The organism is Pelorhabdus rhamnosifermentans (assembly GCF_018835585.1).
Classification (GTDB): domain Bacteria; phylum Bacillota; class Negativicutes; order UMGS1260; family UMGS1260; genus Pelorhabdus; species Pelorhabdus rhamnosifermentans.
Genome location: NZ_JAHGVE010000012.1, coordinates 90,381 through 105,281 on the forward strand (window position 1 = coordinate 90,381; position 14,901 = coordinate 105,281).

General features: G+C 40.8%; 18 protein-coding genes. All 18 read right to left on the reverse strand.

Annotation, left to right across the window (positions count from 1 at the left end; translation table 11 throughout):
* Positions 1–93 precede the first annotated feature (93 nt).
* On the reverse strand, positions 94–1,791 hold the full coding sequence (locus tag Ga0466249_RS15015) for a proline--tRNA ligase (protein WP_215830284.1): 1,698 nt from the start codon (positions 1,789–1,791) through the stop codon (positions 94–96).
* A gap of 11 nt (positions 1,792–1,802) precedes the next feature.
* Complete coding sequence (gene ispG, locus Ga0466249_RS15020; RefSeq protein ID WP_246588758.1) at positions 1,803–2,864, reverse strand: flavodoxin-dependent (E)-4-hydroxy-3-methylbut-2-enyl-diphosphate synthase; 1,062 nt, start codon at positions 2,862–2,864, stop codon at positions 1,803–1,805.
* 24 nt (positions 2,865–2,888) lie between these two features.
* Complete coding sequence (gene rseP, locus Ga0466249_RS15025) at positions 2,889–3,923, reverse strand: RIP metalloprotease RseP (protein WP_215830286.1); 1,035 nt, start codon at positions 3,921–3,923, stop codon at positions 2,889–2,891.
* Positions 3,924–3,944: 21 nt separating this feature from the next.
* Positions 3,945–5,108, reverse strand: coding sequence for a 1-deoxy-D-xylulose-5-phosphate reductoisomerase (locus tag Ga0466249_RS15030; RefSeq protein WP_215830287.1), 1,164 nt, complete (start codon positions 5,106–5,108; stop codon positions 3,945–3,947).
* Between the two features lie 10 nt (positions 5,109–5,118).
* The gene (locus Ga0466249_RS15035) at positions 5,119–5,934 is read right to left on the reverse strand and encodes a phosphatidate cytidylyltransferase (protein WP_215830288.1); all 816 of its coding nucleotides are present in this window, start codon (positions 5,932–5,934) and stop codon (positions 5,119–5,121) included.
* Positions 5,935–5,947: 13 nt separating this feature from the next.
* Positions 5,948–6,670: an undecaprenyl pyrophosphate synthase gene (gene uppS, locus Ga0466249_RS15040; RefSeq protein ID WP_215830346.1), complete on the reverse strand. Its 723-nt coding sequence runs from the start codon at positions 6,668–6,670 to the stop codon at positions 5,948–5,950.
* A 184-nt stretch (positions 6,671–6,854) separates the two neighbouring features.
* Positions 6,855–7,061, reverse strand: a complete 207-nt coding sequence (locus tag Ga0466249_RS15045; protein WP_215830289.1) for a hypothetical protein — start codon at positions 7,059–7,061, stop codon at positions 6,855–6,857.
* 7 nt (positions 7,062–7,068) lie between these two features.
* Positions 7,069–7,590, reverse strand: coding sequence for a ribosome recycling factor (gene frr / locus Ga0466249_RS15050; protein ID WP_215830347.1), 522 nt, complete (start codon positions 7,588–7,590; stop codon positions 7,069–7,071).
* A gap of 35 nt (positions 7,591–7,625) precedes the next feature.
* Positions 7,626–8,354 (reverse strand): UMP kinase, encoded by a 729-nt coding sequence (pyrH, locus tag Ga0466249_RS15055; RefSeq protein WP_215830290.1) that lies wholly within the window; start codon positions 8,352–8,354, stop codon positions 7,626–7,628.
* A gap of 72 nt (positions 8,355–8,426) precedes the next feature.
* Complete coding sequence (gene tsf / locus Ga0466249_RS15060; RefSeq protein WP_215830291.1) at positions 8,427–9,074, reverse strand: translation elongation factor Ts; 648 nt, start codon at positions 9,072–9,074, stop codon at positions 8,427–8,429.
* 81 nt (positions 9,075–9,155) lie between these two features.
* Positions 9,156–9,860, reverse strand: coding sequence for a 30S ribosomal protein S2 (rpsB, locus tag Ga0466249_RS15065; protein ID WP_215830292.1), 705 nt, complete (start codon positions 9,858–9,860; stop codon positions 9,156–9,158).
* Between the two features lie 172 nt (positions 9,861–10,032).
* A complete protein-coding gene (locus tag Ga0466249_RS15070; protein WP_215830293.1) occupies positions 10,033–10,701 on the reverse strand; it encodes a DUF6115 domain-containing protein in 669 nt (222 codons plus the stop codon).
* Positions 10,702–10,726: 25 nt separating this feature from the next.
* A complete protein-coding gene (locus tag Ga0466249_RS15075; protein ID WP_215830294.1) occupies positions 10,727–11,071 on the reverse strand; it encodes a hypothetical protein in 345 nt (114 codons plus the stop codon).
* A 24-nt stretch (positions 11,072–11,095) separates the two neighbouring features.
* Positions 11,096–12,625, reverse strand: coding sequence for a flagellar assembly protein A (locus tag Ga0466249_RS15080; protein WP_215830295.1), 1,530 nt, complete (start codon positions 12,623–12,625; stop codon positions 11,096–11,098).
* Positions 12,626–12,648: 23 nt separating this feature from the next.
* Complete coding sequence (locus Ga0466249_RS15085) at positions 12,649–13,407, reverse strand: FliA/WhiG family RNA polymerase sigma factor (RefSeq protein ID WP_215830296.1); 759 nt, start codon at positions 13,405–13,407, stop codon at positions 12,649–12,651.
* A gap of 24 nt (positions 13,408–13,431) precedes the next feature.
* Positions 13,432–13,767: a hypothetical protein gene (locus Ga0466249_RS15090; RefSeq protein ID WP_215830297.1), complete on the reverse strand. Its 336-nt coding sequence runs from the start codon at positions 13,765–13,767 to the stop codon at positions 13,432–13,434.
* Positions 13,768–13,781: 14 nt separating this feature from the next.
* Positions 13,782–14,267 carry a chemotaxis protein CheD gene (locus Ga0466249_RS15095; protein ID WP_215830298.1) on the reverse strand — a complete coding sequence of 162 codons (486 nt, stop codon included), beginning with the start codon at positions 14,265–14,267 and terminating at the stop codon, positions 13,782–13,784.
* A complete protein-coding gene (locus tag Ga0466249_RS15100; RefSeq protein WP_215830299.1) occupies positions 14,267–14,887 on the reverse strand; it encodes a chemotaxis protein CheC in 621 nt (206 codons plus the stop codon). The genes Ga0466249_RS15095 and Ga0466249_RS15100 overlap by 1 nt, the downstream gene beginning before the upstream one ends.
* Positions 14,888–14,901 lie beyond the last annotated feature (14 nt).

The window sequence follows — 14,901 nt, forward strand, 5'->3', positions numbered from 1 at the left end:
AAAGGGTACAATATCTTCAATCGGAAAAAAACAGCGCATAAAATCTACGCTGTTTTTTTGACAAAGCTTATTTGACATAAAAAAACGTCATTGTCACCGTAATAGTTGCTGAACTTCGGCAACATAATCAGCCATAGGAAAGAAAAACTGCTCCCCAGTCTTACGGACTTTAACCTCAATTTGACCTTCGCTCATCGTTTTGGGTCCAATCGTGATTTTTAAGGGATAACCAATCAGATCAGCATCCTTGAATTTTACACCCGGTCGTTCTTTGCGATCATCCAAAACCGTTTCAATACCTGCTTGATTCAGCGTATGATAAACTATTGTAGCAAGTTCTAACTGCGCGGAATCTTTGGCATTAACAGGAATGACAACGGCATGGTAAGGTGCAATAGCTACAGGCCAGATAATACCATTTTCATCATGTTGCTGCTCTATAGCTGAAGCAAGTGTGCGGCTGACGCCAATCCCATAACAGCCCATAACAAAAGGTTTATCCTTGCCGTTTTCATCTAAATAAGTAGCACCAAGAGATTCGCTGTACTTGGTATAAAGCTTAAACACCTGCCCAACTTCAATTCCGCGCGCTGTTTGAACAGATGCCCCGCAGTGAGGACAAGGATCACCCTCTGCAATCAAACGGATATCCTTCATAACATCCGGTGTAAAATCCCGCTTAGGATTAACATTTTTGTAATGCTTGTCCTGTTCATTAGCGCCGCAAATAGCATTGACCATATTCATGACAGAAGGATCAGCAATCACTTTTACAGACTGAATGCCAATCGGTCCAATAAACCCAGCGACACTCTGAATCTTTTCTTCAATCATTCTTTCATCAGCCAATTGCAGTTCCAAACACCTCAAAGCATTTTGTACTTTCACTTCATTGACAGCATGATCGCCACGAACAAGTGCCATGACGAGACCTTTTTCAGTCTGATAAACAAGACTTTTAATAGTTTTTTCCTGTGGCACATGTAGAAACTGGCAAACTTCTTCAATTGTCTTCGTTCCAGGCGTATGAATGGACTCAAGGGGTAATAACTCTTCCTGCGGGGCCATAATGGGCGCAAGTTCGGCCTTTTCCACATTGGCTGCATAATCACATTTGGAACAAAAAACAACGGCAGCTTCGCCTGAATCAGCCAAAGCCATAAATTCATGAGAGCCACTTCCACCAATCTGCCCCGAATCGGCCTCTACAGGCCGAAACTTGAGTCCGCAACGACTAAAAATACGATTATAAGCATCATACATTTTTTGATAACTTTCTTGAAGTCCTGCTTCATCACGATCAAAAGAATACAAATCTTTCATAATAAATTCGCGACCACGCATCAATCCAAAGCGTGGACGACGCTCATCACGATATTTGTTTTGAATTTGATACAACAGAAGCGGTAATTGACGATACGACCGAACTTCTGAACGAATGAGAGTTGTAATCATTTCTTCGTGCGTAGGTCCCAAACAAAAATCCCGCTCATGCCTGTCTTTTAGGCGAAACATTTCATCGCCGTATACATCCCAGCGGCCGCTTTCTTTCCAAAGTTCTGCTGGCTGCATAATAGGCATTAATAATTCCTGGCCACCTGCAGCATCCATTTCTTGACGAATAATATTTTCAATTTTTTTTAGTACCCTTAGTGCTAACGGCAAATAGGTATAAACGCCACCAGCCGCTTTACGAATCATACCGGCACGAAACATTAATTTATGACTAATAATTTCCGCTTCAGCTGGCGATTCCCTCAGTGTTGGTGCATAAAGTTGTGATGCGCGCATGTGTAATCCTCCTACTTTTCTATCTGATGGTTAATTTCTTCAAACAAAGCGGCAACAAGCTGATCTTCTGCTACTTTACGTACAATTTCGCCCTTGCGAAACACAAGACCTTCACCCTTGCCACCTGCGATACCAACATCTGCTTCTTTGGCCTCCCCGGGTCCATTGACAACGCAACCCATGACAGCCACTGTAAGGGGTACTTTTATTTCAGCAAGCCGTGCCTCTACTTGCGATGCAATCGAGGCTAAATCAATGTTACAACGCCCACAGGTCGGACAAGAAATAAGTGTTGGCCCATATTCTTTAAGCCCTAGGGACTTTAAGATTTCATTGCCTACCTTGACTTCATGAACAGGATTTCCTGTAAGTGATACGCGAAGAGTATCACCAATTCCTTCGGCTAGCAACGTGCCAATCCCCACAGCTGATTTAACCACACCCGAATGATAAGTGCCAGCCTCTGTAATACCTAAGTGCAGTGGATAATTGACTGTTTGTGACATAAGCCGATAGGCAGCAATCGTCAAGGATACATCATGGGCCTTGAGAGAAATTTTAATATCAAAAAAATCTTCCTGCTCTAACAAACGAACATGCTCCATAGCACTGGCCACAAGAGCCTCTGCTGTTGGATGTCCGCCATACTTAGCTAAAAACTTTTTATCTAATGATCCAGCATTCACACCGATCCGAATGGGTATTTGTTGTTTTTTAGCTGCCTTAACAACAGCTTGAACATTTTCTTTGCCGCCAATATTACCCGGATTGATGCGCAAAGCATCAATCCCTCGCTCTATAACCATGAGAGCCAACCGATAATCAAAGTGAATATCAGCAATTAAGGGAATATCCGTCTGAACTTTAATCTGTTCAATAGCCTGTGCGGCCTGTTCATCTGGAATCGCTAGACGAACAATATCACAACCTGCATCCACAAGTTCCTTAATTTGCTCTGTCGTAGCACAAATGTCATGTGTTTTCGTGTTTGTCATTGATTGAACAGAAATGGGGGCATTGCCACCAACAAAGACATTGCCAATTTTAATTTTACGGGTGTTTTTTCGTTCCAATTCGCTCACTTCACTCTTATCAGATTAAAATAGATTCAACCGCACAATATCCTTCATTGTCGCAAAGATCATTAACATAAGAAGCAGTGCCATGCCAATCATTTGTACAAGATAGGTGCTCCTATGACTTAACGGTTTGCCACGCAATCCTTCTACTAACAGAGTAACAACATGACCCCCATCTAACACAGGTACAGGGAACAGATTAATCAGCCCTAAATTAATGCTTAAAAAAGCTGCAAATTGTAACAGCGGAATCAGTCCCATCTGAGCTACCTGTCCCGTCAGCTGAGCAACACCAATCGGACCCGCCACTTCAGCTGCAACCTGACCTGTAATCATTTGTGCAATACCTGTCAGCATGGCCCCTGCAACAAAATAAGTTTGCTTGCCTGCTAAGACTATCGCCTCAAAAACTCCTGCTACATGATGATGAATAATCGGCATGACGCCCACGACAGCACGATTGGCCTTGGCATCAAATTCGGGAACAAGCGTTTTAATCTGAGTCTGCCCATCTCGCTCAATTGTAATATCCAGCGTTTGATTGGCACTTGCTTGAATAATGGCAACAAACTGTTTCCAAGATTCAATAGACTGACCATTAATACTAACTATGCGGTCCCCTTCGTTAAACCCCGAAGTTGCTGCCGGACGATTCGGGAGCAGCGTTCCAAGGACAGGCTGTGTCGAAGCTTCATCCACACCAGAAGCTAAAAAGACGATCATAAACAACACAATAGGTAAAATAAAATTCATCATTGAGCCAGCAATAATCACGAGAATTCTCGATGCTAACGGCTTAGATTGAAAAGATCGTTCATCTTGCTTCTCATCAGGATCCATCCCAGCAATCTTATTAAAACCGCCGAGGGGAATGAGACGCCACGAATAAAGTGTTTCGCCCTTGCGATAAGAAGCAATTTTGGGGCCAAAACCAATAGCAAATTCATCGACGCGCATTCCTGTCCATTTGGCTGTCATAAAATGCCCGAGTTCATGAAAAAAAACTAACAACCCAAAAACAAAGACAGTTGCAATGATCGTTGTTGATAACAAGTGCTCACCACCTTATAAAAATTACTTACCGGAAATAAGGCTGATTCGTTCAGCCGCGAAAATACGAGCCCATTCATCGGCAGCAAAAATCTCATCAATGGACAAACTATCGGCTGCATATGTATGTTTTCTGACGACTTGCTCAATAATGCAGGCAATATCCTGATAAGAAATTTGCTGATGCATAAAAGCCGTTACAGCCGTTTCATTGGCAGCGTTATAAACGCAAGGAAAAGTACCGCCGAGTTTGCCTACGTCATAGGCGAGTTTTAGTGCTGGAAAACGCACCATATCAGGCGCTGAAAAACTCAGTGACATCATGTCTTTAAAATCTAGCACAGGATAACTGCCTGCTAGTCGCGCCGGATAAGAAAGAGCATATTGAATAGGAAGACGCATATCCGGCTGCCCAAGCTGCGCAATCACTGAACCATCTACCGTTTGAATCATAGAATGAACAATACTTTGTGGATGAATGACAACGGTAATGTTTTCATAAGACACATCGAATAAATAATGAGCCTCAATCACTTCCAAACCCTTATTGGCTAGTGTGGAAGAATCGATGGTAATCTTCGGTCCCATGGACCATGTAGGATGCTTCAGACACTGCTCTAAAGTAACTTGTGAAAGCTCTTGGGCTGTAAGGTCCCGAAAAGGTCCGCCTGATGCAGTCAAATATAGTTTATGCAACTCGGGTCTCTGAATTGCCTGCAAACATTGAAAAATAGCACTATGCTCACTATCGACAGGGAGTAACCTCACATGATACTGTGCAACTAACTTTGTCACAATTTCTCCGGCTGCAACAAGGGTTTCTTTATTCGCTAAAGCAATATTTTTACCCGCGCGAATAGCTGCAATTGTGGGCCGAAGACCGGCAAACCCCACAAGAGAAGTCACAACTGTCTGTGTCTCCCCTTCTGTTGCTGCAACAATTAATCCTTCAGGTCCACTCAATATCTTTGTCGGACCGCTATAACGCCTGCGAAGCCTCCTGGCTGCTTGTTCATCAACAAGAACAGCCATCCGAGGCTGAAGAAGGCGAATTTGTTTCTCAAGTAATTCATCATTTTTTAATGCGGCCAGTGCCGATACTTTAAATAAGTCTTGATGATGAAAAATAACGTCACATGTTTGTGTACCAATTGATCCCGTACTTCCTAAAATAGCAATAGTCTGCATAATTACTCCTTTAGTCTAGCAAGACAAACACATAATAATACACGGCAGGAACAACAAATAATAAACTATCGAACCTGTCAAGTACACCGCCGTGCCCTGGTAATAAGGTGCCAGAATCTTTGACTTTCGCAAATCGTTTTATTGCGGATTCTACAAGATCACCCACTGGTGCCATAACCCCAACAATTAGCCCAAGTACTACAACATGAATCCATTCTAAATGAATAAACCAACCAAAACAAGCTACAGCAAGTAGACTACCAAACATTCCGCCTAATGATCCTTCAATTGTTTTGCCAGGACTAATGAGTGGACACAGCTTATGCTTTCCAAACGTTGAACCAACAAAAAAAGCAAAGGTATCACTTGCCCACGTTCCAAGGAATGCAATCCATAAATAAGCTGTTCCTTGATCCATTGTTGTGGACAAACCGAACGTGGACTCATAAAATCTAAGTAAAATGAGGTGGGAAAAGAGTACTCCAATATAACAAACTCCCAAAACAGTAAACGCAGCATCCGTAATTTGACAGTCTGGTCTAAAAATAATGCATTGCGTAAGCGCAATTAAAATCATCCCGACTAAAATCGCTAGAGCCTCATAGCTATTCCCTAACCAGGCTGTAGAACAAACTAATAAAACACTTGTCATACCAAGCCAATAAATACAATGGATATTTTGCTGAGCAACCATCCGTTGAAATTCATGCCATGCCACCATGGCAACGAAAGTGATTGTCAGAGCATAGAGCCATTGACCAAAATTAATAACATATACAGTATAAGCCATCCCGATGAGAGCGGTAATAATTCGCTTTCCAAGCATGTTGACACCCACTTTATTTTTTCAGTCCACCAAACCGTCTATCTCTTGCTTGAAAATCTAGTAGTGCTTGTACTAAAACTTGTGGTGTAAAATCAGGCCAATTCAAAGGAGTAAACCATAATTCGGTATAAGCCGTCTGCCAAAGCAAGAAATTACTTAAGCGCAAATCGCCACTCGGACGGATTAATAATTCCGGATCAGGCAATGAAGCGGTATAGAGATATTCCGTAATGATATCTTCCCCAATATCATCACTCTTCAGTTCACCTGTGGCTATTTTGTCAGCAAGTGATCGAAAAGCTCGTACAAGTTCTGCGCGTCCCCCATAATTTACGGCAAGATTTAACGTGAGTCCCTGATTATTACGGGTATATTGGGCAGCATCAAGCATTTTTTGCTCTAGCGGTTTGGCTAACCGTGATAAATCGCCACTAAACATAATACGTACTTGATTTTGATGTAATTCTTCTACTTCGTTAGTCAAGTAACTAGAAAATAAACTCATTAATATATCCACTTCATTTTGTGGTCTTTTCCAATTTTCCGTTGAAAAAGCATAGGCTGTGATAGCGCTAATCCCAATGTCAGAAGCAAACCGCACAATTGTTTTAAGTTTTTCAGCACCTGCTTTATGTCCAAAAGACCTTGGCAATCCTTTTTTTTGTGCCCAGCGACCATTACCATCCATAATAAGCGCAACGTGGCGAGGAAGTTTATCTAGATTTAATTTTTCCATAAGAGAAACCAGTTCTGGTGCTACTTCAGCAGAGCTTTTTTTCGAAAACCAATTTAACACACCGAGACCTCCAGACACTATTAAACTATTAAACTTACACAGAAAACCCCCTCTGTTGAGGGGGTTTAGGAGCTACAATAGCACCCTTGGGCAAACCGCCACAGAGGTACTGCTGTTGTCAACATCAACAATAAGCAGGGCGAATCTTAGCCGCAACAACAAGCTGACAAATAGTTGGCTTTACAAAATTCTGGCGCAATACATACCAACAGTCTTTTTGAAGCTCCGCTCGACAGTTTGGCGGTACAGTTTCCACAATTTCGCAGACAATAGCATGGTTATGTAATATGGAAGAAGCTTCAGCCAAAGAATAACCCGTAACATTCAACATAGCTAACTTAGACTTCCATAATTTCTTTTTCTTTGTTTGTAGCAGCTTGATCAATTTCCTTAATATATTTATCCGTTAATTTTTGCATCGCTTCTTGGTCCTTTTTAAGCTCATCTTCCGAAAGAATTCGATCTTTTTCCAACTTTTTAAGCTGTTCATTGGCATCGCGACGAATATTTCGAATCCCCACCCGTCCTTCTTCCGCTTTCTTATGAAGCATTTTGACAAGCTCTGTACGACGTTCTTGCGTCAACTGAGGAATAGAAAGACGAATAATAACACCATCACTATTCGGCATAAGTCCTAAATCAGACTTTAAAATGGCCTTTTCAATTTGAGCTAACATGGTTTTTTCCCACGGCTGAATCACAATCATCCGTGGTTCAGGTACAGAAACATTCGCAACCTGGTTAATGGGAGTCGGCGTACCATAGTAATCAACAGTTACTTTATCCAAAATAGACGGTGTTGCCCGTCCTGCCCGAAAGGTTGCTAGTTCCTTACGCAAAGCTTCTAATGCCTTTTTCATCTTCTCTTCATGGGTTGTATATATTTCATGACTACTCAATTTTTATTCCCTCCCACAATTGTGCCAATATCCTTCCCTAGCACAGCCTTCAAAATATTGCCTGGTTCATCAATACTAAATACGATCATGGGAATTTTATTGTCCATACAAAGTGAAGTAGCTGTAGAATCCATTACAGCCAGACCACGCTGCAATACTTCAATGTAGTCTAGTTCTTTAAATTTCTTGGCATTCGGATTATTACGCGGATCACAGTCATAAACACCATCGGCATTCTTTTTCGCCATCAAAATCACATCAGCTTCAATTTCAGCAGCCCTGAGGGCGGCTGTCGTATCTGTTGAAAAATAAGGGTTTCCCGTGCCTGCTGCAAAAATAACAACTCGCCCTTTTTCCAAGTGACGAATAGCTCGACGACGAATATAAGGTTCAGCAATTTGCCTCATTTCAATAGCTGTTTGAACCCTCGTATCTACGTCATACTGTTCAAGGGCATCTTGCAGAGCGAGTGAATTCATAATCGTAGCAAGCATCCCCATATAATCGGCTGTTGCCCGATCCATGCCTTTAGCACTGCCGGCAAGACCGCGCCAAATATTTCCGCCCCCGACAACCATGGCAATTTGCACGCCTGTTTCTCTTGATTTTTTCACTTCACGGGCGATGGCATCTACTGTCAATGGATCAATTCCATAGCCGACATTGCCTGCCATAGCCTCTCCACTTATTTTTAGCACAACCCGTTTATAAATTGATTGTTCCAAAAAAAACACCCCGCTCTTAATATTCATACACGTTTTTAGAAAATAAGAGAACACAAGTGTGTTCTCTATGAGTTATTGTTTAACAGCAGCCATAACTTCAGCGGCAAAATCATTCGATTTCTTTTCGATACCTTCCCCAAGCTGAAAACGAGTAAACCGGCGAATAGACACGTTCTCACCAATTTTCGCAATCGTACCATTAATAAGCTCCGTAACCGTTTGATCAGGATCCTTAATAAACGGCTGTTCCATCAAGCAAATTTCTTTATAAAATTTATCAATACGGCCAACAATCATTTTCTCAACAATTTTTTCTGGCTTTCCTTCGTTAAGTGCCTGTACTCTCAAAACTTCTTTTTCATGTTCTACAAGTTCATCGGGAACTTGATCACGACTAACAAACAAAGGATTATTCGCTGCTACTTGCATAGCAATATCTTTTGCTAATGCTTTGAAATCATCTGTCTTAGCAACAAAATCCGTTTCACAATTAAGTTCTAACAAAACACCAATGCGTCCACCACCATGTATGTATGCTTGCACAACACCTTCAGCAGCAATACGATTGGCTTTTTTAGCGGCTGCCGCTAAACCTTTTTCGCGTAAAAAATCAACTGCTTGATCAATATCGCCCTCCGTAGCTGTCAAGGCTTTTTTACAGTCCATCATTCCTGCGCCTGTACGTTCGCGCAATTCTTTTACACTTTGTGCTGTAATCATAAATGTTCCTCCTATTTATTATTAAAGGTAAGGAGCACAGAGAAATATCTGTCCCCCTTACCTTTTCCTATGTCTTTATAATTATTCAGCTGCAGCTAACTGTTCGCCTTGTTTACCTTCTAAAATAGCATCAGCCATCTTACCTGTTAACAATTTGACAGCACGAATAGCATCATCATTACCAGGGATAACATGGTCAATTTCATCAGGGTCACAGTTTGTATCAACAATAGCAACAATAGGAATACCTAATTTACGTGCTTCAGCAATGGCGATCCGTTCTTTTCGAGGATCAATAACAAAGAGAGCACCAGGTAATTTATGCATATCTTTAATGCCGCCAAGAAACTTCTGCAGTCTTTCCATTTCATGACGAAGCGTAATGACTTCTTTTTTAGACAATACATCAAATGTACCGTCTTCTTCCATTTTTTCTAATTCACGTAAACGACCAATCCTTTTTTGAATGGTTTGGAAGTTTGTAAGCATACCACCGAGCCATCTTTCATTCACATAATACATTTCGCAGCGCAATGCTTCATCCTTTACAGCTTCTTGCGCTTGTTTCTTCGTTCCAACAAAAAGTAAAGTTTTCCCTTCACTAGCTAAAGAACGAACGAAATTATAGGCATCTTCCACTCTTTTGACTGTTTTTTGCAAGTCAATAATGTAAATACCATTGCGCTCCGTAAAAATATAAGGAGCCATCTTCGGGTTCCATCTTCTTGTTTGATGTCCAAAATGGACACCTGCCTCGAGTAATTGTTTCATCGAAATTACTGACATAGTAAAACACCTCCTGTTTATTATCCGCCGCATTTCGCATCTGTTACTGGAACCTATCGGCACAGCCAGTATCATTGAAATGCGTGTGAATTATACCGAAATAGAGTATATCATAACTACTCGCTATATACAAGCAAAAAGTAGACTTTTTCTTTAATTGAATAAATAATCGCTAATTTTTGTTATGTAATTGGAGAAAAAGTGCAATCTCACCTTGCCCCAATCCAGTTGCTTTCGCAATTTCCCTGTCCTTATACCCTTGTTTGAACATGGCCATGATAACAGAGCGTTGTTGATTCATTGACGAACCTAACCCCTCTTGATCAGGAAGGTTAGTATTTTGATTGTTATTTTCCGTTGTATCAAGCCAACTGTTCTTCTGCCGATTGTACTGAGTAATGCCATAAGGAAGATGAGCAGACTGTTTTGTTGGCATGGAAACAGATGATTCAATTTCTTGTCGATCCAATTGCTTCTTTTCTATCTTCGGCAATTTGCCATCAAGTATTTCAATTCGTTCATCCGCCTGTTCAAGTAAATCTTCTAAGTGAGTAATATGGCTTTCTAAATTTAAAATTTGCTCCTGATTTACCTTTAGCAATTTGCTATCAAGTATTTCGATTCGTTCATCTGCCTGTTCAAGTAAATCCTCTAAATGAGTAATATGGCTCTCTAAATTTAAGATGACTCTATCTGCAGTCATTTCAAACTGATTTTGCAATTCACTGGCTGGTTGAAACATCTGATTTGTAAATAATTTTCTTAACATACCCTGCTTGGAATAAACGAACAAACCACAGACAAGCAAAAACGTGAGGCTAACCATCACTGTTGTTAACATAAAAAGACACCTCAATCATGAAATATCACATACTAATATCAATAGAACGACCTCGAACAGGATCACTTGTTGATGCCCGATTTAAAACAACTTCACAATCTTGTTCATCCTTGGTCGTTTCCTGTTTCATAGAATTTTGGCTGTCCTTACGTGGCTGCTGCTTATTTTTATCTTGATTTAACGTAATTTTTCCGCCTTCTGCCTGCGGAAGGTGTTGAACCTGATGCTCACGCTGTTCAACACGTTCTTTCAATTGCTCGCCAAATACCTGCTGATCTGTAAGCACTTGCTGATTAGCCAGTTGCTGTGTCTTACCTACATCTGTTGTTCGAGGAATAAGGACCTGCATATCCATAGGATGTATATTCATAGCCGTCACCACCTAAAATAAACTTTAGTTATAGGCTCCTACTTTAATTTCACCCTCTTCTTCGAAAAACGATACATATTTCAACTCTTCCCGAATAGGTTTCATGAGAGAACCCACAACTATTTTTGCTCCCGGAAAAACAACTTCAGAAATCCTTATTTTCCCATAACGCATTTCTATCAGCATATCCTCAATTTCTACCATGCGTTTTTTCATTGTTTCTTCTTGTCCCATAAGCTGAAATTGCGCCTTAGTAAGCTTTAACATCATCTCTCGCTTATCCATCGGCATTGTTTCTGCATTCATGGAACGAAGAATATTCAGACCTTTTTTGGCCTGATCTAAACTTGTTTGTACTTTGCTTATTTCACGCTTCAATTGCTGCCTTTCTTCACGAAGTAATGGATTTACTCCAACCTCTAAATCCGTATTGCTAGCGAGTTGCGACCCAACAACTTTGGCACGAATTTCTTCACCTGCAGAAATCATGCCCCCAGCAATGAGCCCTTTTCGTCCCTCTACAAGCACTTTTTTCCCTGCACTGACACGACTATGTAAAATAACATCACTCACAATTACTTCATTACCCGCAAAAATCGTAGCATTTTCAATAAACTTCGCGACAACATTTTCAACAGCCTTAATATAACCACGGTTCATTCCTTGAATACCCATACGAACAATAATATTTTTTCCTTCAACAACTCCACCACTTAAGGTACCATTAATTTCAATGTCTCCTCCTGCCTTAACAGTAAAACCTGCTTGAACAGAGCCATGAACAATGACACTACCGGGGAAATCAATATTTCCCGTTGAAAGGTCGACATCCCCCTTTATTTCAATAACAGGAATAACCTGTACTTTATTATTCTGATAAAGCACCTGTCCCGTAAGACCAGAAAAAATTTTATTTTCTTCAATATAAACATTTTTCCCTGCTGGCAGTATAACATCCTTGCCAGGTTTGGCGGGAAGTTCATGTCCCAGCACATCCATCCCCGGTGTTCCCGCAGTAGCAGATGTTTTCTCAGCTAATAAATCATCCTGATTGACTGTTGTAAACAAATTTAGGTTTTTAAAATCAACTGTTCCGTTATCACGCTGAACTGGACGTCCTTTATCATCTCTATTAAAAGTCAAAGTAATAAAAGCATTTGTCCCATGTTGAGCTTCCGTTCCTCTAGCACATAACGTTTGACTATCCGATCTTTTTACGGCTTGCTCTACGGCATTATGATCAACACCATAAACAACCCCAGCCGAGGCAATTTTTTCAAAAACTTCATCAATTAATACAGGTCGACATTTTGGCGGCTTTTTTATGGCAAGAACCGCTTCCATGCGATCACGAGAAACAAGAATCGTAATTTCCGGATCAGGTGGCACAGGCGGATTTTTGCTATCCTCAGCAGGAGCTTCTGTTGCTTTAGCAGAAACTCCTGCCGTCACTTTCGCTTCAATACTTCCTGTTGTTTCCTGTACCTGTACAACAGGACTTTCCTTTTGTTGCTCTTTTTCATTCGTATTAACTGAAATCGTTTGATCAGACATAACCAAATCTCCTTCCAGACTAACTAAAGTAAACTGGATTTCAAGCCGGATAAGGCTCCACGCATTCGAAAAATAGCTTTCGTATGTAGTTGGGAAATTCGGGCTTCTGATAAGCTCATAATCATACTGATTTCTTTTAAAGTCAGTTCTTCATAATAATATAAGCTAACGACAAGCCGTTCTTTTTCCGGAAGACGGTCAATACTTTTAGCTAATGAAGTCTTTATATCCGCTTCTTCCACTGCCTGCGCAGGATTAAATAGCTTATTTGATGGAGTTTCCGTTTTAATAAAATCTTCCAATGGAACAGTTGTTGTTGCATGAAGCTGTGCTAAAAGATGATTATACTGATCCATTGATAGACCGAGTTCAGCGATAATTTCCTGATCTGTAGCCGAATGACCAAGTTTGTTTTCGAGTTTAGCTAAAACTTGTTCATAGTGACGTGCCTTTTGTCTAACAGTCATGGGTATCCAATCTTGTGCACGCAGGGCATCAAGAATAGCACCGCGAATTCTGACGGCTGCGTAAGTTTCAAACTTCACACCACGCTGAATATCATAGCGTTCAATTGCGTCAATCAAACCAAAAAATCCATTACTCATTAAATCATCTTTATCAACATAATGTGGTAACCCAATAGCCAGCCGACTAGCCACTATTTTAACCATTTGCAAATAATGAATAATTAGCTTATCACGTAGCTCCACTGTTTTGCATTCTTGATACTTATTCCATAATCCAGATATATCCGTGTTAATCATTTCATCTACTAGCGTCATGCCCTCCCATCCCTTTCTACCTCACTATTTTGCAGTTGTAATACGATCTAATTTTTCGGCAGTTAAAGGGCTAAATTGGGCATCTTGCTTTGCTTGTGATCCCTCATCGCTATCGTTGAGAGGGGTTTGGGAAATATCAGTTTTTTGTCCTTCAGGCTTTTGCTCGATCAGTTTTTGTTCAATATACGGCTGCATAAAATTTGCAGCTATATAGCCGAGCACTCCAACAAGGAACATCGATACACCCATCCTATACAAGATCGTCATGAGCCTCGCATGTTCTGCTAGTGCACTGAAAATAGTAAGAACACAGGCTATCATGGCAAAAGTAAAGGCTATTATGATCTTTATCTTAACCATCCCCTGTCCCCTTTCTATAGTTCTTTTTCACCTTTATCAATTGTTTTGATACGATATAAACCAGACTCTAATTTTAATTCAACCGTTCGGCCGTAATTACCTCCCGTATCTTCAGCAAGTAACTGCAGACCTAATTTTTTTAAGACATTTTTGACGGATTCAGCATTACGTTCACCCACTCGCATAATATCCGTTGCATTTGCAAATTTAAACATTTGAGCACCGCCGGCAATTTTTGCCGTTATCCTAGTTCGAACAGCACCCGCGCGAAGCATATCATCAAGCATTTTTGGAATAGCTGTATCAGCAAATTTCGCAGGATTTTCTGCCGAACGAGCCTGTGTACTATCTGGCAACATAATGTGAGCTAATCCGCCCACTTTCGTTACAGGATCAAACAAAGCAATCCCAACACACGATCCCAGTCCATAGCTGATAATACTTGCCGGATTGCTACCAATTTTGTAATCAGCCATTCCGACCTTAATTAATTCAGCCATTATTCTTTCACCCCTATTGCTGAAAGAATGATACTTAAAGATCCTGGATCAGGAATTAAGAAAAAATGGCCTTTAACACCCTCAAATTCGGTAGTAAATTCCGTCTCAATAACAAGGGCATGGTCCCCCATTGTACCAATCTGACTTAAGATAACACTTAAAATAGCACCTGCCATATCCATTGCTAACGCTGGGATTGAGGGCAAAAGTGTCAATTTTGTAAAAAAAGACAGAGAATTAAGATAAGCACCTGCTAATATATTACCAATCTCCATCAATGCTGACTCATCCATCGAATTTAGAGAAGTCGTAAAACCTTGTTCCCGCCCCATCAGCATATCAACAAGATAGAAGGCACTCTCACGAGGCATTAAAAATAGGATACTGCCTGGCGCCGGACCATAAACCCGTAAATACACACCAGCAACCATGGCATCAGGTCCTCCTACTACATCTGGAACATCGCCTAAAGGTAAAATAGAAACTTTCGGAACAGTCATATCAATCTTTCGATTAATAATCTGTGATAAGGCTGTAGCAGCATTGCCAGCTCCAACATTGCCTATTTCACGTAATGCATCCAATTGTAGTACTGAAAGATTTAATATTTCTTCACACAAACGTTTTCACCCCA